The sequence below is a fragment of the Legionella sheltonii genome (assembly GCF_026191355.1).
Lineage (GTDB): Bacteria > Pseudomonadota > Gammaproteobacteria > Legionellales > Legionellaceae > Legionella > Legionella sheltonii.
On the sequence record NZ_JAPHOQ010000010.1, the window covers coordinates 50,740 to 71,558 of the forward strand.

Sequence of the window (20,819 nt, forward strand, 5' to 3'; positions counted from 1 at the left end):
ATAGAAACACGTCATTACGAACTTAATGTAGGATCTACAATATCTTACATGAATCTCAGCAGATTTTTTGTCGTAAACGCATACAATAACGGGTCCTAGTAAACATTGAAACTTTGTCGAATCACATTCACTGAGATTTTTTCATTTTTATCTTTGCTTCTTTTAAATAATGTGTATACGGTGAGATTTAGATTATCGCTCGTGGCATAAGCGACACCGAGAAAATAGGTGCTCTCCAGGGTTATTTGATCATTAGCAATATCAAGCTTTTTGAGTAATTCCGAGATTTTTCCTAAGTCTTTAATCCCATTTTCCTTCCTTATCTTGATTAATTCATTAAGCTGGGTTTCCTTCATCCCGCTGCTTAGTGATTTGAGTACTTTTATTGGTGCTGTATTGATATTAATTGGTGTTGCTTCAGGTAATGCAGTTACTAAAGGTTCTAAGGACAAATAAAGCGGCGCGTTCACATCTTTGATCAGACGCAATTCGGACTTGCTGCTCATCAGTTGATGGCTGGGGTAATAGGGAGGTTTTTGGTTGACATAATATGATAAATAATTGTCTTTACCCCGAGCGAGGTCATAAACAGAGAGCCAATCATTAATTGCTAAGGCTAATTTCACTTTTTCTGATTCACTATTTTGTGGTATGGCAGTTCCGATAAGGTTTATAAAACCTAACATTGACTTTCTATTTCCTAAATTATTAATATTGTATTGAGCTTGTAAATCATAAAGCGCGCCCTTCAATGTGACGTTGTTATCGATATTTTCCATATTCGGGGGATAGAGACTGACAATTCCTTGGGGAGTTGCTTTAATCAATTTATTTTTTTTATCAGCTAATTGTCCTAGGCCCCAAAAGGTAACTGCTTGTGAAGCAAGATAAAGCCTATCGTGAGTGATGATAAGCCGAGTACGGTAAATATCTAATTGCACTTTAGTGCTCATTGCAGTAGCTACAATCGCAACTAGAGTCATAATAAACAGAGCAGTGAGTAGGGCACTACCTTTTGTCCACTTAGCCTGCAGCATAAACTGCACCCGGTACAATAAAAAGTAAATTGATCTCGCCCTGGTCTTGTAAGGTCATATTCACTTGTATGGCCTTGGGAAAAGGCTCTTTATGCTGGTTTAGTCCTATAGCTTGTTCTCTCCATTCAGGCAGTATTTGCAAATTTTGATTTAAATAACCGAAATGACAATTAGTAAGGCGATTCAGCAAAGGCTTATCCTCATAGTTATCTTGATTCATTCTATCGAGAGTACTCCAAGTTCGGCGGATTAAAGTGCCTTGTTGACAGATATAAGCAACTCGCTTTAGCGTGCTGCGTTTTTCAAGGCTACCTGGATTGACATCTCCATCACGAGAGAATTCGAGAGTATTCGTTTGTCCTACAAAAGCAGGCGCCAATTGCATGTCATTACTGCGAATGGGGCGCTCCACTATTTGACTTGTATCTTGTTGAATAAGGCTTATCGCAAGTTGCAGTTCATTCAAGCGTTCGCTTTGTTCATTGACTCGAGCGCGTGTTGTGAATGCGTTATACAAAACAGAAGAGGTAATTGTTGCTAGAATGGCAAATACTGCGAGTGCGATTAAAATCTCAATTAGTGTAAAACCTTTAAGCGCTGCAGGTGGGGTATTTTTTTTCATGATACATACCGGAATGCTTGCAGTTCCTCTCTAAAAGGTCCTGATTTTTCAGTACTCACTGAAATAACAATTTTTTGAATGTTTTTTTGTGCTGTGGAACTTACTTTTGCTCGCCAGTACCAGTGTTCATTCAACATCGTTGTATCCTGGGTGGTTTCCTGGCTTTGATTAATCTGCAATAAATTGAGTTGAATCATTGCTACCCCTTGCATAGCGATCCAATGACTCACAGTCTTTTCTTTAACACGACGTGTTGTTTCTACATTTTGTGATATTGCTTTCAACAGCGCAGTTAATGCAATCGCTATTATAGACAGTGCTAATAATACCTCAATTAGAGTGAAACCTGATTTGCGGTGTGGAGTACTCATTTAGTGGGCACCACATTAAGTTGTAACACCCCATTTCGCTTACCAATCAGTGCTGCTAAATTAGGGTCTTGTTTGCTGCCAAAACTCAAAGTGAAAGGGGTCATATCACCAGAGGCAGAAATAATAATGGCAGGGGTTCCTGGTGGGCTAGTGTGATTGGTTTTCAAAGTAATATGTGTGTCTTGGGGAAAATAAGTCATTTTAAACACTCCTTTTTCGGAAATGGGCTTCCATAGAGCGTTGTTGAGTTGCAGAACCTGGTAACTGGCATTATCAATACGCAAACCTAGCGTGCTGGTTTCCAAAATAGCCTGTTGCTGTGCTAAACGAAGTGTATTAGCTAATTGTTCTACAGAAAACAAGATACGTCGATTTTCACCAAAATCACCAAAAGCAATTAAGGCAAAACCAAAGGTTATGCCTATAATCACTAAAACAATCAAGATTTCAATCAGGGTAAAACCTCGATTATGTCTATTTTTTCTCATCCCAATTACCAATTTCGGCATTAATACCCGTACCTCCAGGTTGTCCTTCAGCACCGTAGGTAAATACATCGACATCACCATGTTGACCTGGATTTAAATAAAGATAATCTCGCCCCCACGGATCTTTGGGCAGTGACTTAAGATACTGTTTCCAATTATTCGGTATTGGATTTGAGGTGGGTTTCTCAACTAGCGCCATCAAGCCTTGATCGGTGGTTGGGTAATTACCATTATCAAGCTTATATAAATCCAGAGCATTTTGTATTGCAAGTACGTCTTGTTTTGCCTTTACTTTTCGTGCCTCATCGGGACGTCCCATAATTTTAGGTACTACTATAGAAGCCAGGATACCTAATATAACAACTACTACCATGATTTCAATTAATGAGAAACCTTTTTGTCGATTCATTTTTACTCCAATTTAAATGCAGACTGATTGTAACTTTAAGTAATTAATTGTTCCATTGAGAAAATAGGTAATAACGTAGCAAGCACAATAAACAAGACAATTGCACCCATAAACAAAATCACCATCGGCTCTAATAATGTCAGGGAAGTATCAATTATCCGTTTCACTTCATTATCCAGATGGACTGCTGAGCGTTCCATCATATTTGATAATTGGCCACTTTTCTCACCGCTGGCAATTAAATGGATTGCCATTGGGCTAATATAACCTGTTTCTTTTAACGCTTCATTAATACCACATCCTTCCCTAACTTTAACTGCAGCAGCATCAAAAGCTTGTCGCATAACGACATTAGTTACTAAACTCGCTGCAACACGCATTGTTTCCAGAACACTCACACCTGCTGCGAAAAGTATACCAAAAGTATGGATATAACGCGAAACATTAACTGTTTTAACTAAATACGAAACGATGGGTAATTTCAATAAGAACCGATGCCAAAGTAGTTTAATTTTTTCATTGGCAAGACTTTTTTTAAAGCCAATAAAAATCAGAATAATGCCTAGCAAAGTATAGAGGCCATAATCTTTAATGAAATGGCTAATATGAATTAATATGAGTGTCATTTCAGGAAGCGTTTGTCCTCCGCTGGTGAAGACTTCAATGATTTTAGGGACTACAAAACTGAGCAAAAAGCAAATAATAGCAATTGAAACGAGGATCATAATGAATGGATAAATCAATGCCTGCTGAACTTTTTGACGGGTTTGCTGTTGATTTTCAGTATAATCAGCTAACTTTTCTAAAACCACATCAAGGTGCCCAGTTTGCTCACCGGCACCCACTGTAGCTCGATACAATTCTGGGAATGCATGTGGAAATTGACCCATAGCTTGCGCTAATCCATAACCTTCAAGCACTTTGGCACGAACACCAATAATCAGTTCTCTCACTTTGTCTTTTTCTGTTTGCTCGCTGACCCCACGCAACGATTCTTCGACGGGAATGCCAGCAGCGAGCAATGTAGCTAATTGACGTGTGAATAGGGCAAGATCTGCAGCAGAAATTTTGCCTTTGGTATTGCTCCCTGAACGTTGTTGGGTTAGCACGCGAATTTGGGTTGGAATTAATCCTTGATCCCGCAAAAGTTGGCGCGCATGGCGTTCAGAATCAGCTTCCAGGACCCCTTTGGTTGCGTTGCCACTTTTTTGAAGCGCCTGATATTGATAAGCACCCATAATTTTTTATGGTTTATGTGAAAACATAGAGTGTAATCTATTGGGTTTAATAAGTCACTTAAGGTACACTATATACCCAGACTATCCTGGAGAGCAATAATGAGCAAAAATACAGTACAAGAGGCTATTAAAGAGCACGATGTCAAATTAATTGATCTGCGTTTTACCGACATTCGTGGTAAAGAGCAGCATATCACCATTCCAGTTTCAGCCGTAGATGACGATTTTATAGAAAATGGAAAAATGATTGATGGGTCTTCCTTTAAGGGGTGGCAAAAAATACATCAATCTGATTTGGCGTTAATGCCTGATTTGGAAACAACCAAGCTTGATCCGTTTTTTCAAGACAATACCTTATTCATTCGATGTAATGTAGTTGATCCTAAAACCATGATGGGATATGAGCGTTGTCCTCGATCACTGGCTTTACGTGCTGAAGCTTATTTGCAATCTACTGGTATTGCAGATACCGCCCTTTTTGGACCTGAACCAGAATTTTTTGTTTTTGACAGCGTGCAGTGGGAAACAACCATTGGCGGTGCTTTTTATAAAATCGACTCAGAAGAAGCACAATGGTATTCAGGAAAAGAGTTAGAAGGTGGTAATATTGGTCATCGCCCTCCAATAAAAGGCGGGTATTTTCCTGTTCCTCCAGTCGACTCTTCCCATGATATGCGTTCTGCAATGTGTCTCACTCTTGAATCCTTGGGAATGGTAGTTGAAGCCCATCATCATGAAGTGGCCACTGCAAACCAATGCGAAATTGCTACTCGATTTAATACATTGACTAAGAAAGCAGATGAACTGCAGATTTTAAAATATGTAATTCATAATGTAGCCCATAATTATGGAAAAACTGCTACTTTTATGCCTAAACCTCTGGTTGGAGATAATGGAAGTGGGATGCATTGTCATCAATCGTTATCTAAAGATGGGGTGAATCTGTTTTCTGGCGATCAATATGCTGGTCTTTCAGAAACTGCGCTTTATTACATTGGTGGAATCATCAAGCATGCGCGTGCTTTAAACGCATTTACTAATCCATCAACCAACAGTTACAAACGGCTAGTACCTGGCTTTGAAGCCCCTGTTCTATTAGCTTATTCCGCAAGAAATCGATCTGCTGCGATTCGTATTCCTCATGTGAACAATCCTAAGGCGCGTCGTATTGAGGTACGTTTCCCTGATCCTACAGCAAACCCTTACTTAGCATTTTCAGCTATGATGATGGCCGGCTTGGATGGTATCCAACGAAAAATTCATCCAGGTCATGCAATGGATAAAGATCTCTATGATTTACCACCAGAAGAGTTGGTTGATGTGCCTACAGTATGCGCTTCTTTAGAGCAGTCCATGGAAAATCTGAAGATGGATTATGATTTCTTGATACAAGGTGATGTATTTACCGAAGATTTCATTAATAACTACATCAGCATGAAGGAAGAGGAAATTAGCAAAATAAGGAGTTTGACTCATCCTTATGAATTTGAGTTATATTACAGCCTTTAGGAATAAATGGTGATGAATAAATTTTTTGTATTTCTATCATTGATGATAGTGATTTGCGCATCTTATGCGCAAATTTACAAATGGACTGATAGTCAGGGGAATGTACATTTCAGTGATACTCCTCATGAGGGGGCTGTGATTGTAACGATTCCTGATGCACAAAGTTTTTCATCACCAACCCCACCAACTTCTCAAACACCACCACCATCAGAGCATGAGAATAACGCGGTAAAGTTAAAGCATACTTATACAAAATTAGCGATTGCTCAGCCTCAATCGGGTACAACCATTCGTAATAATCAGGGTTTTGTCGCGGTGACTGTTGAAGTAGAACCTGAGTTATTTCCTGGAGATAAATTACAGCTGTTATACGATAACGGTGCCCTTGGGGAACCTCAAAGAAATCCTGTGTTTGAAATAAATGGTATGTATCGAGGTACCCATACTTTGGCAGTGCAAGTTTTGGATGCAGATGAAAATGTGATTGAAACAAGCGATCCAATAACCATTTATGTTTTCAGACCACGGGTAGGTATGGTTCCTGGTGGTGGAGCACGTTAGTTTGTTTACAGTTGCCTATTTTGGCGCAAGATAGCCCATTGTAAAACAGACCCTAAATTTGGCGGATTAATTATGTTAATTTTATTATCACCAGCTAAAAAATTATTAAATAGTTTTAAGCCATATACTGGAACTACATCCGAACCAATATTTGCGGATAAAACAAATATTCTTGTGAAACTGATGAAAAAGAAATCAGCTAACGAGATAGCTGATTTGATGGATTTATCTAAAGATTTGGCTGAATTAAATTATAATCGTTATCAATCTTTTGATTTAGAAGAAAAAGTGCTGTCACACTTATATCCAGCTTTATTTTTATTTCAGGGAGATGTTTACCAAGGTTTAAAAGCTGCGACTTGGGAGCAAAAGACTGTGGAATATTCACAAAATCACTTGCGAATATTATCTGGTCTTTATGGCTTATTGAAGCCATTGGATAGTATTCAGCCCTACAGGCTTGAAATGGGCGTACGTCTAGAGAATCCTTCTGGCAAAAATTTATATGATTTTTGGCAGGAAACAGTGACTCATTCGCTCAATCAACAATTAGCAAACCAAAAAAATCCCGTGTTGATTAATCTTGCTTCTACTGAGTATTTTAAAGCTGTGGATGAAAAAGGATTAGATTATCCCATTGTTACCATCAATTTTTATGAGAGAAAGCATGAGCAACTGAAAATGATTGGTATTCATGCTAAAAAAGCTCGCGGAACGATGGCAAAATTTCTGATGCAAAATCAATTTGATGATTTGACGCATCTTAAGCAATTTAATGAGTTAGGCTATAAATTCCATGAGCCGACCTCAACTGCTCAGCATCTTGATTTTGTAAGAGATACCCATTAAATAATAAATAATGGATTCAAGTTGCTCACAGGTAGGAACGATAGTAGGTTGGCCTTAGCTAACAATTAATTTAAGGAAATGTTGGCCCAAGGCCTGACCCAGATCAAACACCGCTTTGAAGTGTGGATTAGCGTTTAATCCAGGCTAAAATTGGCACGTGTTACTAATATAATTTGATATTTAATCTATGTGGAATTTATCCAGTCGAGTACATCATTTAAATCATTTTCCTAACGATGAAGTCGATTGTTATGTTAAGCGGGATGATGAGTTAGGGTGTGGCATTAGTGGTTCAAAGTTACGTAAGTATGCCAGCCTTTTCCCTTTTTTAATTGAGCAGGGGATACAGCATTTAATTATTATTGCTGGACCACAATCCAATAATTTACTTGCTGCTTTGCAATTGGCCAGAGAGTTTAAGTTAAAGGTGACTGCTTTTTTAATTAAACCTTGGAAATTAGAACTGCATGGAAATTATAAATTAAGTCGTCTATTTCTGGACGAGCAGGAAATCGTTTGGATTAGTCGCGATGAGTGGTCACAAGTTAATGAATTGGCATCTCACCATCTACTCACCTTAAAAGAAAAAGGGTTCGTTTTACAAGAAGGTGCAAGTGTTCCCGAGGCAATGAGCGGGGCATTGACTCTTGCTGATGATATTATTTTGAATGAACGAACTTTAGGTTTTAAATTTCAACATATTTTTATTGATGCCGGTACAGGTTTTTCTGCTGCTGGACTCTTAAATGGATTCAATCGATCACATCATTCGGCACAAGTTCATGTATTGTTACTGGCGGATAACGAATCAATATTTCGCTGTAAGTTAAAGCAATGGATTGGTTTCATCCCCCAAAATGTTTTTTGTTTTTATCCAACTACAGCAAAAGCTTTTGGTTCTGTAAATCAAACCATTAAAAATGAAGTCAAACGTATGGCACGAGAAGAGGGCATTTTGGCTGATCCAATCTATGCAGCAAAACTCTTCTATGAATCAAGGAAATACATCGAAACCCAACAATTAAAAGGCAAAGTCTTAATCATTCATTCTGGTGGCACATTAACGATGCCTGGATTTAATTACTAGGGGGTTGTTGAATGGTCAACAGTTCCTGGACACTCATGATAATTTCATTTCATTTCCCCCTTGAAATTTACTAACCTAAACCCTATATGGAAAACATCATCATAAAATGTGTAACAAGGAGATTAGGTAAATGTCGAATAAGCAACAAACTATGGGCTTTCAAACAGAAGTAAAGCAAATGTTGCATTTGGTAGTGCATTCGCTTTATAGCAACAAAGAAATATTTTTACGTGAATTAATTTCTAATGCTTCCGATGCATTAGACAAATTACGATTTTTGGCTTTATCAAACAACACACTTTATGAAAATGACTCCGATCTAAAAATTACCGTTGAAGTTAATGAGAAACTAAAAACGATAACGATTAAGGATAATGGTATCGGTTTAAGCTGGGATGAGGCAGTGGAGAATTTAGGGACCATTGCGAAATCAGGCACTAAAGAATTTATGAGCCATTTAACGGGTGAAAGTGCAAAAGATTCACAGTTAATTGGACAATTCGGTGTGGGATTTTATTCCGCATTTATTGTTGCAGACAAAGTAACCGTAAAAAGCCGACGCGCTGGGATGAAGCCTGAAGAAGGAATCGTTTGGGAGTCTAATGGTGAAGGAGAATTTACCATTGCTTCTGAAAATAAAGCAACACGTGGTACTGAAGTTACTTTACATATCAAAAAAGAGGATGATGAGTTCCTTAGTAACTGGCGTTTACGAAGTATTATCAGCAAATATTCAGACCATATTTGCTGGCCTATCGAGATGAAGAAAATATCTCAGGATGATAAAGAATCAAATGAATATGAAACTGTAAATAAGGCAACTGCCTTATGGACAATGCAAAAATCAGACATTACTGATGAAGAGTACAAACAACTCTATAAGCACATTTCTCATGATTTTCAGGATCCACTCATCTGGTCACATAACCATGTTGAAGGAAAAAATGATTATATTTCTCTACTTTATATTCCTGCTCATGCATCGTTTGATTTGTGGCAACATGAAGTGAAGCATGGCTTAAAACTTTATGTGAAACGTGTTTTTATTATGGATGACGCCACTCAATTCTTACCGCGTTATCTGCGATTTGTTAAAGGTATTGTTGATGCAAGCGATTTGCCACTTAATGTCTCCCGAGAAATTTTACAAGACAACAAGCAGGTAGAGAGCATACGTTCTGCATGTACCAAACGTGTTTTATCCATGCTTGAAAAAATGAGTACTCAGGATAAAGAAACGTATCAAAAGTTTTGGAATGAATTTGGGTTGGTTTTGAAAGAAGGACCCATTGAAGACTTTGCTAATAAAGAAGCGATTGCCAAATTGCTACGTTTTGCGACAACTGCAACCGATTCTGAGAAACAAGAAGTAACTTTAGATGAGTATGTAAGTCGCATGAAAGAAGGCCAGGATAAAATTTATTATATTACTGCGTCCAGTTACAATGCGGCTAAGAATAGCCCTCATTTAGAAATCTTTAGGAAAAAGGGAATTGAAGTCTTATTACTCAGCGACAAAGTGGATGAGTGGTTGGTTGGTTATTTGAGCGAATATGCTGGGAAGAAATTGCAGTCTATTTCCAAGGGTAAAGTGGAATTAAATGATGAATCAACCGAGCAAATAAAAGAGCAAGAGAAAACGCTTGAACCCTTGTTAAAACATATTAAGCAAGTCCTAGATACACAAGTTAAGGATGTATTGCTTACAAACAGGTTGACTGATTCACCCGCTTGCGTTGTTGCTGATGAGCAAGATATGGGCTTGGAAATGCAACGTATTCTGCAGGCCGCTGGTCAACAAGTACCTACGAGCAAGCCTGTTTTTGAAATTAATCCAGACCATGCATTAATTAAACGTTTACATGATATTCAAGATGATGATTTATTTAAGCTATGGGTCACCATGTTGTTTGAACAAGCCGTTTTAGCTGAGGGTGGTCAACTCGATAATCCAGCTGATTTTGTCAATCGAGTCAATAAACTGTTGGTTTCAACGGCAGTATAGAAATAATTTATTTTGCCTGGGTACAGCGTCGTTGAACCCAGGCTCTATTTTTCTGTTTAAGTTAAACTCTTGATTGTTGCGCTTTTGTATTAAGAGTTCCTTTCAAAATGACAAGTACAATCAATGCTGCTTCTCCAGCTATAGAGCAAATATCCTTGCTTTTAAAATAGATATTTACAAGTAAATCCAAACCAAGTATTTTAAATAAAGTACAGATTGTATATTTAAAGGGAGTTAATATGTTTGCAAAAGGATTTTTGTTCTCCGCTGAATTTTCTTGGGATCAAGATTTATCTATCAAAGATAATGTTAAGTTTCTAATTCATGATTAAATACCTTATGGATTTAATGTACTAACGAGAAAAACACATTTAACTGATGCAAAGAAGCTGATTTCCCTCTTAGAGACAAATCAAAATATTACCGATTTTGAAATTTATTTATTGATTCAAACGATGAGGCAAGAATTGAATGATGAATCGGGTGAGTTTAAAAAAAGATTAATTTTTGTGTGCGAAAAATGGAAGAGCAAAATGCTTTGTTCAAAACTATGGGGAAAACTGGGCAAGCGATTAAATCCCTTTTTTGTATGAACCAATGATACCTCAACAGTATTTGTTTGAATTTAAAGTGATACGAGAGGAAGGGAATGTTAAGGCCACGGCCAAACTTTGATTCGCATAATAAAATTTAATAGGAGGGATGTTTCTGGCAAAAACGAAGTTCATCTCATTGCTGATTAGTATAATTGGTGTTATGAGAAATCTACTCAAGAGAGTGCATTTAATAAAGGCAACAATCTGATGTGATTTTCCTGTTTACTATTTTACTCACTTGGCAAGCTCTAGAATACTAAGCTATTTTTCATTCTTTAAAACCCTGGGAAATATTATTTTACTGTTTTCCCAGGATTATGTAGTGATTATGCGTAAGGGAGTACTAATACCGTTGTTCCTACATCAATGAAATTCTCATTCAGCCATTTTGCTGCCCCGGGTAAAACACGAATACAGCCATGGCTGCTGTTGTATTTAGGTACTTCATAGGCCGCATGAATTGCATAACCGTCATGGAAATGCATGCAATAAGGCATTTTGGCTCCGCCTATGACATGGCCATCACGAGCAATAGGATATTCATTGGATTTACAGTCAGCTCCTTTTTTATTGAACACATGGAAAGTTCCTGTAACTGTTCTACATGATTCGTGAATATCATCACAATAATCCATTCCGCCAGAGGCACTACCGGTCATAACTCTGTTTCCTTGGGCATCATAAGCTGCCCATGCATTAGCTTTTGGATCAAAAACAAAGAGTTTTTTTCCTTGAACATCTCGTTTCATCGGAAAAACTTTGCGGCCACGTGTATCGTCTTGATAGGGCGTTGTGTAATGTAAGTTACCTGCATCATCTGCAATGACATCAGGTTTATCAGTAACACAGGAGGTTAATAGTAAGCCAATTAGAGGGGTTAGATAGATTATTTTTTTCATTACAAATCCTTAAAAGCTGGTTTATCTACTGCAAAAAAAAGGCTCGATATTCGAGCCTTTTTAACATAATTAAAATTTATTATTCATCAGTTAAGCGAAAATATTTAGTTCCAAAATATCTTTGGAGTTTCTTACGGATGGTGCCACGGCTAATACCTAGCATCTTAGCAGCTTGTAGTTGATTGCCACGACGTTTTTCCATAACTGCTTGCAGTAATGGAGGCTCAACCTCAGATAATATCATGTCATAAAGATCATCGATGTTTTTGGTCTTGTTTTCAGCAAGAAAACGAGTGACTAAATTGTAGACTAAATCTTGTAGACCTTGGTCTTGTTTAGTCATGCTTAGAGTAGTATCAGGTGTTTCAATGACAGTCATCTTAACTTCCTTATTATTAATTAAATCACACATTCCAATTGCTAACATTTAAAATGAAAGCAAAATTAATTGTACATGAAGGATAATTGATATTCTATATTTTTAAGAGAAAACTATGCATTATTTTCGAGCAATTCATTCACCACAAGACTAAATAATGAGCGATCGGATTTTTCTGAGGACAATGATTTCTTTACCTTGGCTAATTGCGAAATCATTTTTGTTGGTTGTTCGGGATCATTATAAAAAAGATCAATATAGCGAGTTAATTCATGAGCATTACAGTCGTATTGTAAAAACTCTGGCACAATCATTTTGTTCGCCAAAAGATTACACAGACCAAAAAATTTTACGCGAATAAACCGCATCGCTAATACGTAGGAAAGAAAAGAGGATTTATAAATAATACACATAGGCTTTTCTAATAGGGCACACTCAAGAGAGGCCGTGCCTGAAGCAACAATGATGAAATCCGCGGCAGCCATACAATTTATTGCTTTACCTTGGACAAAGCTAATCGATAACTGCATATCCGAAAAATAATCTTTAATTGTTTCTGGATTAATTGTATCTGCAATAGGGATTACAAAATGTAAGTTAGGATAACGTTGCTGCAAAATCTGCGCGGTATCCCGCAGTATGGGCATATGATATTTGATTTCATTCGTGCGACTTCCAGGAAGAAGCGCAAAAATTTTTGCATCCTGAGGCAGACCTAGAGCTGTACGCTGCACATTGCTGGAGTCAACAGATATTATTTTTTCTACTAAAGGATGACCAACAAAATTGACAGGGACTTGGGCTTTTTCATATAAAGTTTTTTCAAAGGGCAAAATAACTGCCATTTGGTCAACGCATTTCTTGATTAGATGAATACGATTTGCTTTCCATGCCCAAATTTGCGGGCTTATATAATAGAGAATTTTAAGACCTAATTTTTGCTTTGCATATTTAGCCAACCTCAAATTAAAGCCAGGGTAATCGACTAGAATAAGTAAATCTGGTTTTTGTTGGTTTAAATGTTTTTTAATGGCAATAAATGCCTTACGGATTACATTAAGGTGACGAATAACAGCTGTAAGTCCTGTTACGCCAAATCGTGCTAAATCAGAAATTATGTGCGCTCCGGCTTCTTGCATATGCTGACCACCAATCCCACTAATCTCTATATCAGGATAGGTGGCTTTTAATTGCCGAATTAAAACGGATGCATGAACATCACCTGATTCTTCACCAGCAATAATGACAACTCGTTTAGATTTTTGCATGACGTTCAATTAAATTATTCTGAATGAGCGTAGTAATTGTCTCAGCAGTTTCAAGCGCAAGACGGCCATCTTCACCAGTAACCAATGGAAGCGTGTCTTCTTCAATGCATCTGATGAACGATTTTATTTCTTCAAGTAAGGCGTCACTTTTTTCAAATTCTTTTTCATCACGAATGATATCAGGAACACCGGGAAATAGTTCACCCTTTCCTTTTTTAAAAACAGCAAATTTTTTGTGCTGATAATCAATTGAAAGATACGAATTAGGTTGAAATATTCTTGTCTTACGTTCCGTCTTAAAGCTTACTCGACTCGCCGTAATATTGGCGACACACTGGTTAGCGAATGTAATATGTGCATTGGCAATATCGATTGCATTAGTAATTACGGGTGTCCCGTGGGCTTGGATTGAGGCAATGGGGCTTTTTACTATATTTTGAATTAAATCGATGTCATGAATCATTATATCGAGAATCACATTAACATCTGCACCACGAGGATTAAAGGGAGCTAAACGTTCTGATTGAATAAATAAAGGCGTATCTAAATATTCATCCAAAGCGAGTCGTGCAGAGTTAAAGCGTTCGAGATGTCCTACTTGCAATTTTACATGGTTTTTCTTGGCAAGATGAATTAATTCTTCTGCCTGAGTTATTGTTTCAGTGATTGGCTTTTCAATTAACACATGGATGCCATGTTCCAAAAATGCTTTGGCAATATCAAAATGCTTATTGGTCGTGGCGGCAATGCTTACTGCATCAACCTTGCCAAATAGGTCGCGATAATTGCTATAGCCTGGGACATCCAACTCTTGTGATACGCCGTCTAATGCTTTCTGATTCAGATCGCAAACCCCAATTAACTCGGCATTTGGAAGGAGTTTATATTTTTGTGCGTGAAATCTACCTAAATAACCTACACCAATTACTGCGCAGCGAATTTTACTCATTATGTCTATATGTTAATTATTTGTGCGAATGATCGCATTTCCTGGATGATAAATCAATTTTAAAAGAGTATTATTAGCCGACATTAAAGCCCATGACTATACTGATTTAAATAAAGAGAACAATATTATGCTTATAGCTGGAGTTGATGAAGTAGGACGCGGTACTTTGGCTGGTGCAGTTGTTACTGCAGCAGTTATTTTAAAAAAGCCTATAGAGGGTCTTGCCGACTCAAAAAAATTAAGCGCAAAAAAACGTGAATTGTTATCTGTACAAATAAAAGAACAAGCCCTAGCTTATGCATTTGGTCGGGCAGAAGTGGATGAAATCGATACTCTGAATATTCATCACGCCACGTTACTGGCGATAAAGCGAGCGGTTGAGGCGTTACCAATCCAGCCAGATCAGGTATTGGTAGATGGCATACATCTCCCAAAGTTAAGTATTCCTTGTAAGGCAATTGTACAGGGTGATAATTTGATTCCTGAGATTAGTGCCGCCTCTATTATTGCAAAAGTATTTCGCGATGCTGAAATGGCTGCGCTTGATGCGATTTATCCCGGATATGGGTTTGCCGAACATAAAGGATATGCGACCGTGGCGCATCGAGAAGCATTAAATCGACTTGGCCCATGCATGATTCATCGTCAAAGTTTTGAACCAGTTGCAGCATTGCTGTAAAAATAAACATAGCCTGAGTGGAGCAGCGTCCTTCACAGTTCCCTTCATCCCGAGCCTAGCGAGGGTGCTCCACGCAGTAGCACGCTATTCTATGGGAGATCGCTCGCTAGGCTCGGGATGAAGGTACATCAGTGTAAGCTATTGAATAAAATCTTATGTGAGCTAATGGACATTAAGATCCCGAAACTCGCTAAAAAAGTAACCATTGCCGTACCACCGTAACTAACTAAAGGCAAGGGAATGCCAACAACTGGAATGATCCCCATAACCATGCCAATATTTACAAAACCCGACATAAAGAACGACATCGCAAGACTTGCTGCTAAGAGGCGAGTATAAGTAGTTTGGGCATTTGAGGCGATATTTAGACTTCTTAGGGAAATTAAAACAATCAGTGTAATAATAGCGAACCCACCTGCGAATCCAAATTCTTCACTGGTGACTGCAAAGATAAAATCGGTCGCATGTTCAGGTAAAAAGTTAAGATGTGATTGGCTTCCTTGCAACCAACCTTTTCCTGCAAGACCACCTGAGCCTATGGCAATTTTAGACTGTATAATATGATATCCTGATCCTAATGGATCTTGTTCGGGGTCAAGCAGTGTATAAACGCGTTGCTTTTGATAATCATGCATGACATGCCAAACTACTGGAATCGCAGCGCCAACCAGGAGCATGAGTAATAAAATCACCTTAAAACGAATTCCAGCTAAAAAAACCACACATAAGCCAGCAGCAGCCACCATAATTGCAGTCCCTAAATCGGGTTGTTTGGCAATAAGAAGGGCGGGGACACAAATAATGAGCCCGGCGATGCTAAGCGACTTGAAACTACTGGGTCGAGTCTGGCGGTCAAAATACCATGCGGCCATCATAGGGACGGCCAGTTTCATTATTTCAGAGGGTTGAAAGCGAAATAAGCCCAATTCAAGCCAGCGCTGTGCTCCCTTCCCAATTTTACCCATGAGCATCACTGCAATTAATAAAGTTAACCCGACGCTATAAATCCATGGAGTCCATATCTTATATTTATGAGGTGGGATAAATCCAAGCACAATCATGATGAGCGAAGCAAAAATAAGTCTCATGGATTGACGTAAAATCATACCTGAATTGGCATTAGAAGCGCTGTATAATATTAGAAGACCAAAACTGATTAATACGAGCAATAACCCCAATAAAGGAAAATCTAAATGGAGTGATTTTTTGGTAAAACGATAAACGGGTTTACTGTGGCGTCTGTTCATGAGTTTTCATCGGATAAAGTTGATAGTAAGTATCGAGAACTTTGCGTGCGACCATTGAGGCTGCAACATCATTCTCAACAACAACTGCAAGTGCAATTTCAGGCTCATCAACCGGAGTAAATGCAATAAACAAAGAGTTATCACGTAATGCTTCGGGAATGTCCTCATATTTTGCTTTTTCATATTGTCTACCGCTAAAGACCTGTGCGGTCCCTGTTTTCCCTGCAACAGGGTAGGGGGGATTACGTCCAAAGCGATAACCTGTACCTTCATTACTGGTTAATACACTATGCATAGCATCTGCAACAATATCCCAATTTGCTTCATCTTTAAGGTAGATTGGATATTCTTCAACAGGTTTATACTGTTTGACCTCACCACTATCGCTGTTCACGGTTTTCGTCAATAAATGAGGTCTAAAACGTTGTCCATGCTGGCTTAAAGAGGCTGTTGCATTAGCCATCTGTAGGGGTGTGGCCAGCATAAAACCTTGGCCTATTGAAGAGATTAATGTATCCCCAGGATACCAAGGCACTCCTTTAGTTTGTTTTTTCCAACGCAAGCTGGGTACAATTCCTGAAGCCTCTTCATAAAGATCAATATGGCTTAAATGGCCTAAACCAAATTTAACAAGCATGTCTTCAATATTGGAAATACCCATTTTATTTCCTAGCTGATAAAAATAGGTATCACAAGATACAGTGATCGCACGTTTAAAATTTATCATTCCATGCCCTGTTTTTTTCCAGTCTCTATAGATATGGCTTGCAGTGGGAAGTTTATATCTTCCCGGATCATAAATTGTTGTGGCTGTTGTGATAAAACCTTTATCTAAGCCTGCTAAACCAACAAATGGTTTAATTGTGGAGGCGGGTGGGTAGACACCCCGTACCGCACGATTGAATAAAGGTCTTTGTAAGGTATTGGAGAGTTTTTTATAATCTTTAGAACTGACACCGCCAACAAAAATATTAGGATCAAAACTAGGAGAACTCACCATGGTCAAAATTTCTCCATTTTTAGAGTTAATCATGACAACGGCTCCTCGTTTGTCTTTTAGCGCTTCATATGCTGCTTGCTGGAGTCTGGCATCGATACTTAAATAGAGTTTTGCTCCTGAACGAGGATTAATTTTATCAATGACCCGAAGTGTCCGTCCACTGACGTCCGTTTCTACCATTTGGTATCCAACTTTGCCATGGAGTACATCCTCATAATATTTTTCGATACCCGCCTTACCAATAAAGTTTGTAGCCCGATAATTAGTAGGATCGACTGCTTTTAATTCCTCAATATTAATTCTACCGACATAACCCAAAACATGTGCCGTGATTTCGCCTAAAGGATAATGGCGCATCAGGCGCGCCTTAATACTGACACCAGGAAAATGATATTGATTGATAGCAAAAAGCGCGACTTCTTCTTGAGTTAATTTTAACTTAATGGGTATGGGTACAAAGGATCGATTTTGTTTTCGAGTTCGTTTAAAGTTTTTTATATCTTCCTCAGAGATGGAAGGAATTAGTTTTTGCAGTTCGATTAAAGTTTTATCCATGTTTTTAACATGTTCAGGAATAATTTCCAGAACATAGACAGGAATATTTTCTGCAAGCAATACTCCATTTCTATCAAGAATTACTCCTCTAGGTGGGGCGATAGGAATAATACTCATTTGATTTTTTAAAGAGAGTGTTTGATATTTTTTAAATTCAGAGATTTGTAGAAAAGCGAGTCTTAAAACAAGAATTAAAGATAAAATAATAAGAAAGGCTACCAGCAATTTAATTCTAAAGAGTTGGTGCTGGGATTCAGTTCGGTAATTTTTAAAAGATTGATAACTCATTGACGCACAGTCAGTTAAGCAGGACTTAAAGATTGGCATAGTAACTTAAAATTCGAATGTTTACTAGCATTGTAGCTGGGTGTAGCGCGGTGGAAACCTGGCATTTTGCGGTTTTATTTATATCTTAAAATAGGGGTAGTCCAGTATAAAGAAAATTTGTTTAAAAAACCCTCACCCTAACCCTCGCCCCTTTGGGGAGGGGGTTAGGGTGAGGGGGCAATAGGGTTACCCACAACATTTACTACTTATGATACGGATGATTGTTAATAATAGACCAGGCTCTATATAAGGTTTCGAGTAATACGATGCGGACTAAGGGATGAGGAAGGGTGAGTTTGGATAAAGACCAACGTTCATCGCATAATTTTAGAATGTCTTTTGAAAGGCCTTCAGGCCCACCGATTAAAAAGCAGAGGTGGCTCGTTGTTTGATTCAACTGAGATATTTTAAGGGCTAACTCTTCACTACTAAACGTCTTGCCTTCGATTTCTAAAGCAATGATTCGTGCGCTATTAGGTAAAGCCTCTTTAATTAAAGCAGACTCTTTTTCCATGATCCGCGACAAGTCCGATGATTTGCTGCGACGAATTAGAGGGATCTCGATTATTTTAAGCTGAATCCCATCATTAAAGCGTTTGGCGTACTCATTCGATCCTTGAGTAACCCAGTCGGGCATTTTATTACCTAAAGTAATGAGAGTAATTTTTAACATAATCAATGAATCAAAATATTTAGTCTTTAGAATGTTCTTCCCAGAGACCTTCTAGATTGTAATATTGCCTGTACTCAGGCTGCATGACATGAACTATGAAGTCGCTAAAATCAACAAGAACCCAATCACCAGTTTCCAAACCGGTACAATTCATAGCAGGAGACCCCGAAGCCTTCATATCTTCCATCATTTTTTGAGCAATGGCTTTTACATGGCGGGATGAGCGTCCAGAAGCAATTATCATATAGTCAGTAATTGTTGTTTGATTTCGAACATCAATTACTTTAACGTCAATGGCTTGGTTATCATCAAGTAGTTGTAATAGTTTTGTTAATATTGGATTTTGATCTGGCATAAGTAAGTGAATCGTCTATAAAAGGCGCTGAATAATAGCAGTATTTTCTCTATATAAAAAGGGTTGAAATAGTTCGTATTGTTCTTTTATATGTAATTTATTGAATTATCAATTAACATTATCTTGTTTTTATTGATTGGGTGAAATAAATGGGCCTTCTTTATTTCACCCAAAATAGGATTATTCTGTTAAGTGTACATGAGTTAATAAAAATTTAATCACTGCAAACAAAACTAAACAGCATAAAGCCGCAATAAATAGGATTCCCAGTTGTTGTGAAAACGCAGCGGCGTAGAGCGTTTTTAACACCGTAATGTTTGTTTCCCCTGAAGGTATCGCCGTTAATGAGGCTAGCTTGCCTGATAAAAATCCACCAATTCCCAAAGAAACGAAAAAGATACCCATTAAAGTACTTACTTTATTCTTATCCGCTAACAAAGTAATTGCAGATAATCCCACCGGAGATAAAAGAAGCTCTGCTAATGAAAACATTAAATAAGCAGGGATGATTAAAAGTGGGGAAAGTAAGGTATTTTTATCAGTGAAATTACTGACTAATGCAATCACAGCATAGGCTGCAGTGATAATAAATATAGCAAGAAGAAATTTTTTTCCAATACTTAAGCCACGTTCGATTAGGTTAAGCTTTGGATTTTTCTTTGCAAGAAAATAACCAACAAGTAACATACCTATACTTTGAATGGTCACATAATACGGTGCTGGGAATTGAATACCTAAAAATGTTGGTTCGACAACTCGTGAAATGAACAGAGTTAATGACATAAACATTTGAAAGTAAAAGGACCAGAATACGACTGAAATAATACACAATAAACCAATGACTAGCGTTTGTCTTGATTGATTTGCATTTTCTCCGCTAACTGAATGTAAAATATATCCGGCAGAGAATATGACAACCAGACCAAAAATAATATTAGCTAATTGTGGCGAATTGAGAATATAAAAAGATAAAGACCACAAAAATACGATGAGCACAGCAGCAGTAATGAGCTTTTTATATTGAAAAATAAAAGGATTATAATCTCTAATGTTGTATTTTTTGATTCCGTAAAAAAATACAAAAAAGGCAATGACCATGCCAATTGCAGCACTGGTAAATGATGCGAGCCAGCCAAAATTATCATTTAGAATACTAGGTACAGTAGTTCCTAAAATAATACCGGTGGTAATTCCCATATAAAAAATAGTAAAACCACTCTCACGACGAGCAGAACTCATTAGATATTCATTGCCCAACAGTGAGGATATGTTTGGCTTCAGTAAGCCAGTTCCTACAGCAATAGCAGCCAGCGATGCTGTAAGTATCTTGGTGTTATCCACTAGCGATAAGAAGCAATAGCTTAAAAAGAGTACAATAGCACCAAGTAAAACAGCTCTTTTTTGACCAATTAACTTGTCGGCTATCCATCCGCCTACTACTGGGGAAAGATAAGTCAATGCAGTAAACGAACCTACTAAGGCATAAACTTGTTTGTCAGGCCATTTAAAATGTAAGGCTAAATAAAGTGCTAAAAGTGATTGAACTACATAAAAACCATATCGTTCCCACATCTCAGTAGCAAAAAAAATACGGAGTGACTTTGGGTGTTTTTCAGAGGAGGTATGCACTGTACTTACATGGTTAGTTAACGTAAGGCAAAGTATAACATAAGGGCTTAGATATTAATAGACAATATGTGCTTTTAATGGTCATTA

General features: G+C 37.8%; 21 protein-coding genes. 6 read left to right on the forward strand and 15 right to left on the reverse strand.

The features are described from left to right. Positions 1–95: 95 nt before the first annotated feature. Genes gspK through lspF form a run of 6 tightly spaced genes read right to left on the reverse strand, consistent with a single transcriptional unit; the run spans position 96 to position 4,165 of the window. A complete protein-coding gene (gene gspK, locus OQJ26_RS12260) occupies positions 96–1,037 on the reverse strand; it encodes a type II secretion system minor pseudopilin GspK (protein WP_265704060.1) in 942 nt (313 codons plus the stop codon). Continuing rightward, positions 1,024–1,659: a GspJ family T2SS minor pseudopilin variant LspJ gene (gene lspJ, locus OQJ26_RS12265; protein WP_265704061.1), complete on the reverse strand. Its 636-nt coding sequence runs from the start codon at positions 1,657–1,659 to the stop codon at positions 1,024–1,026. The genes gspK and lspJ overlap by 14 nt, the downstream gene beginning before the upstream one ends. After that, on the reverse strand, positions 1,656–2,030 hold the full coding sequence (gene lspI, locus OQJ26_RS12270; protein WP_265704062.1) for a GspI family T2SS minor pseudopilin variant LspI: 375 nt from the start codon (positions 2,028–2,030) through the stop codon (positions 1,656–1,658). The genes lspJ and lspI overlap by 4 nt, the downstream gene beginning before the upstream one ends. Beyond that, positions 2,027–2,518: a type II secretion system minor pseudopilin GspH gene (gspH, locus tag OQJ26_RS12275; protein ID WP_265704063.1), complete on the reverse strand. Its 492-nt coding sequence runs from the start codon at positions 2,516–2,518 to the stop codon at positions 2,027–2,029. Before gspH ends, lspI begins: the two co-directional genes overlap by 4 nt. Then, positions 2,505–2,927, reverse strand: a complete 423-nt coding sequence (lspG, locus tag OQJ26_RS12280; RefSeq protein ID WP_265704064.1) for a GspG family T2SS major pseudopilin variant LspG — start codon at positions 2,925–2,927, stop codon at positions 2,505–2,507. The genes gspH and lspG overlap by 14 nt, the downstream gene beginning before the upstream one ends. A 35-nt stretch (positions 2,928–2,962) precedes the next feature. Further along, entirely contained in the window at positions 2,963–4,165 is a 1,203-nt protein-coding gene (lspF, locus tag OQJ26_RS12285) for a GspF family T2SS innner membrane protein variant LspF (protein ID WP_265704065.1), read from the reverse strand. Positions 4,166–4,264: 99 nt separating this feature from the next. Between lspF and glnA the strand changes: the two genes are divergently transcribed. From glnA to htpG, 5 genes are all read left to right on the forward strand, one after another. Then, positions 4,265–5,674, forward strand: a complete 1,410-nt coding sequence (gene glnA / locus OQJ26_RS12290) for a type I glutamate--ammonia ligase (protein ID WP_265704066.1) — start codon at positions 4,265–4,267, stop codon at positions 5,672–5,674. A 12-nt stretch (positions 5,675–5,686) separates the two neighbouring features. Further along, on the forward strand, positions 5,687–6,235 hold the full coding sequence (locus OQJ26_RS12295) for a DUF4124 domain-containing protein (protein WP_265704067.1): 549 nt from the start codon (positions 5,687–5,689) through the stop codon (positions 6,233–6,235). 72 nt (positions 6,236–6,307) lie between these two features. Continuing rightward, positions 6,308–7,084: a peroxide stress protein YaaA gene (gene yaaA / locus OQJ26_RS12300; protein ID WP_265704068.1), complete on the forward strand. Its 777-nt coding sequence runs from the start codon at positions 6,308–6,310 to the stop codon at positions 7,082–7,084. A 187-nt stretch (positions 7,085–7,271) separates the two neighbouring features. Continuing rightward, complete coding sequence (locus OQJ26_RS12305) at positions 7,272–8,171, forward strand: pyridoxal-phosphate dependent enzyme (RefSeq protein ID WP_265704069.1); 900 nt, start codon at positions 7,272–7,274, stop codon at positions 8,169–8,171. 130 nt (positions 8,172–8,301) lie between these two features. Further along, positions 8,302–10,176: a molecular chaperone HtpG gene (gene htpG / locus OQJ26_RS12310; RefSeq protein WP_265704070.1), complete on the forward strand. Its 1,875-nt coding sequence runs from the start codon at positions 8,302–8,304 to the stop codon at positions 10,174–10,176. 922 nt (positions 10,177–11,098) lie between these two features. Here the strand turns inward: htpG and OQJ26_RS12315 are convergent. From OQJ26_RS12315 to OQJ26_RS12330, 4 genes are all read right to left on the reverse strand, one after another. Further along, positions 11,099–11,671 carry a L,D-transpeptidase gene (locus OQJ26_RS12315; protein WP_265704071.1) on the reverse strand — a complete coding sequence of 191 codons (573 nt, stop codon included), beginning with the start codon at positions 11,669–11,671 and terminating at the stop codon, positions 11,099–11,101. Positions 11,672–11,750: 79 nt separating this feature from the next. Continuing rightward, positions 11,751–12,050 (reverse strand): helix-turn-helix domain-containing protein, encoded by a 300-nt coding sequence (locus tag OQJ26_RS12320; RefSeq protein ID WP_028380363.1) that lies wholly within the window; start codon positions 12,048–12,050, stop codon positions 11,751–11,753. 113 nt (positions 12,051–12,163) lie between these two features. Continuing rightward, positions 12,164–13,318 carry a lipid-A-disaccharide synthase gene (gene lpxB / locus OQJ26_RS12325; RefSeq protein WP_265704072.1) on the reverse strand — a complete coding sequence of 385 codons (1,155 nt, stop codon included), beginning with the start codon at positions 13,316–13,318 and terminating at the stop codon, positions 12,164–12,166. Then, positions 13,305–14,267: a Gfo/Idh/MocA family protein gene (locus OQJ26_RS12330; protein WP_265704073.1), complete on the reverse strand. Its 963-nt coding sequence runs from the start codon at positions 14,265–14,267 to the stop codon at positions 13,305–13,307. Before OQJ26_RS12330 ends, lpxB begins: the two co-directional genes overlap by 14 nt. A 127-nt stretch (positions 14,268–14,394) precedes the next feature. Here OQJ26_RS12330 and rnhB point away from each other — a divergent pair, with 127 nt between their 5' ends. Continuing rightward, positions 14,395–14,946, forward strand: a complete 552-nt coding sequence (gene rnhB / locus OQJ26_RS12335; protein ID WP_265704074.1) for a ribonuclease HII — start codon at positions 14,395–14,397, stop codon at positions 14,944–14,946. Positions 14,947–15,074: 128 nt separating this feature from the next. On the opposite strand, the gene rodA is transcribed toward rnhB, so the two are convergent. From rodA to OQJ26_RS12360, 5 genes are all read right to left on the reverse strand, one after another. Then, the gene (rodA, locus tag OQJ26_RS12340; RefSeq protein WP_265704075.1) at positions 15,075–16,193 is read right to left on the reverse strand and encodes a rod shape-determining protein RodA; all 1,119 of its coding nucleotides are present in this window, start codon (positions 16,191–16,193) and stop codon (positions 15,075–15,077) included. Continuing rightward, on the reverse strand, positions 16,174–18,036 hold the full coding sequence (gene mrdA / locus OQJ26_RS12345) for a penicillin-binding protein 2 (protein WP_265704076.1): 1,863 nt from the start codon (positions 18,034–18,036) through the stop codon (positions 16,174–16,176). The genes rodA and mrdA overlap by 20 nt, the downstream gene beginning before the upstream one ends. A 241-nt stretch (positions 18,037–18,277) precedes the next feature. Next, on the reverse strand, positions 18,278–18,748 hold the full coding sequence (gene rlmH, locus OQJ26_RS12350) for a 23S rRNA (pseudouridine(1915)-N(3))-methyltransferase RlmH (protein ID WP_265704077.1): 471 nt from the start codon (positions 18,746–18,748) through the stop codon (positions 18,278–18,280). Between the two features lie 19 nt (positions 18,749–18,767). After that, positions 18,768–19,103: a ribosome silencing factor gene (gene rsfS / locus OQJ26_RS12355; protein WP_265704078.1), complete on the reverse strand. Its 336-nt coding sequence runs from the start codon at positions 19,101–19,103 to the stop codon at positions 18,768–18,770. 180 nt (positions 19,104–19,283) lie between these two features. Further along, a complete protein-coding gene (locus OQJ26_RS12360) occupies positions 19,284–20,732 on the reverse strand; it encodes a peptide MFS transporter (protein WP_265704079.1) in 1,449 nt (482 codons plus the stop codon). Positions 20,733–20,819 lie beyond the last annotated feature (87 nt).

Bases quoted from the DNA above. Each gene is read 5' to 3' on its own strand.
- gspK (WP_265704060.1), bottom strand. From the start codon at position 1,037: ATGCTGCAGGCTAAGTGGACAAAAGGTAGTGCCCTACTCACTGCTCTG.
- lspJ (WP_265704061.1), bottom strand. From the start codon at position 1,659: ATGAAAAAAAATACCCCACCTGCAGCGCTTAAAGGTTTTACACTAATT.
- lspI (WP_265704062.1), bottom strand. From the start codon at position 2,030: ATGAGTACTCCACACCGCAAATCAGGTTTCACTCTAATTGAGGTATTA.
- gspH (WP_265704063.1), bottom strand. From the start codon at position 2,518: ATGAGAAAAAATAGACATAATCGAGGTTTTACCCTGATTGAAATCTTG.
- lspG (WP_265704064.1), bottom strand. From the start codon at position 2,927: ATGAATCGACAAAAAGGTTTCTCATTAATTGAAATCATGGTAGTAGTT.
- lspF (WP_265704065.1), bottom strand. From the start codon at position 4,165: ATGGGTGCTTATCAATATCAGGCGCTTCAAAAAAGTGGCAACGCAACC.
- glnA (WP_265704066.1), top strand. From the start codon at position 4,265: ATGAGCAAAAATACAGTACAAGAGGCTATTAAAGAGCACGATGTCAAA.
- OQJ26_RS12295 (WP_265704067.1), top strand. From the start codon at position 5,687: ATGAATAAATTTTTTGTATTTCTATCATTGATGATAGTGATTTGCGCA.
- yaaA (WP_265704068.1), top strand. From the start codon at position 6,308: ATGTTAATTTTATTATCACCAGCTAAAAAATTATTAAATAGTTTTAAG.
- OQJ26_RS12305 (WP_265704069.1), top strand. From the start codon at position 7,272: ATGTGGAATTTATCCAGTCGAGTACATCATTTAAATCATTTTCCTAAC.
- htpG (WP_265704070.1), top strand. From the start codon at position 8,302: ATGTCGAATAAGCAACAAACTATGGGCTTTCAAACAGAAGTAAAGCAA.
- OQJ26_RS12315 (WP_265704071.1), bottom strand. From the start codon at position 11,671: ATGAAAAAAATAATCTATCTAACCCCTCTAATTGGCTTACTATTAACC.
- OQJ26_RS12320 (WP_028380363.1), bottom strand. From the start codon at position 12,050: ATGACTGTCATTGAAACACCTGATACTACTCTAAGCATGACTAAACAA.
- lpxB (WP_265704072.1), bottom strand. From the start codon at position 13,318: ATGCAAAAATCTAAACGAGTTGTCATTATTGCTGGTGAAGAATCAGGT.
- OQJ26_RS12330 (WP_265704073.1), bottom strand. From the start codon at position 14,267: ATGAGTAAAATTCGCTGCGCAGTAATTGGTGTAGGTTATTTAGGTAGA.
- rnhB (WP_265704074.1), top strand. From the start codon at position 14,395: ATGCTTATAGCTGGAGTTGATGAAGTAGGACGCGGTACTTTGGCTGGT.
- rodA (WP_265704075.1), bottom strand. From the start codon at position 16,193: ATGAACAGACGCCACAGTAAACCCGTTTATCGTTTTACCAAAAAATCA.
- mrdA (WP_265704076.1), bottom strand. From the start codon at position 18,036: ATGAGTTATCAATCTTTTAAAAATTACCGAACTGAATCCCAGCACCAA.
- rlmH (WP_265704077.1), bottom strand. From the start codon at position 18,748: ATGTTAAAAATTACTCTCATTACTTTAGGTAATAAAATGCCCGACTGG.
- rsfS (WP_265704078.1), bottom strand. From the start codon at position 19,103: ATGCCAGATCAAAATCCAATATTAACAAAACTATTACAACTACTTGAT.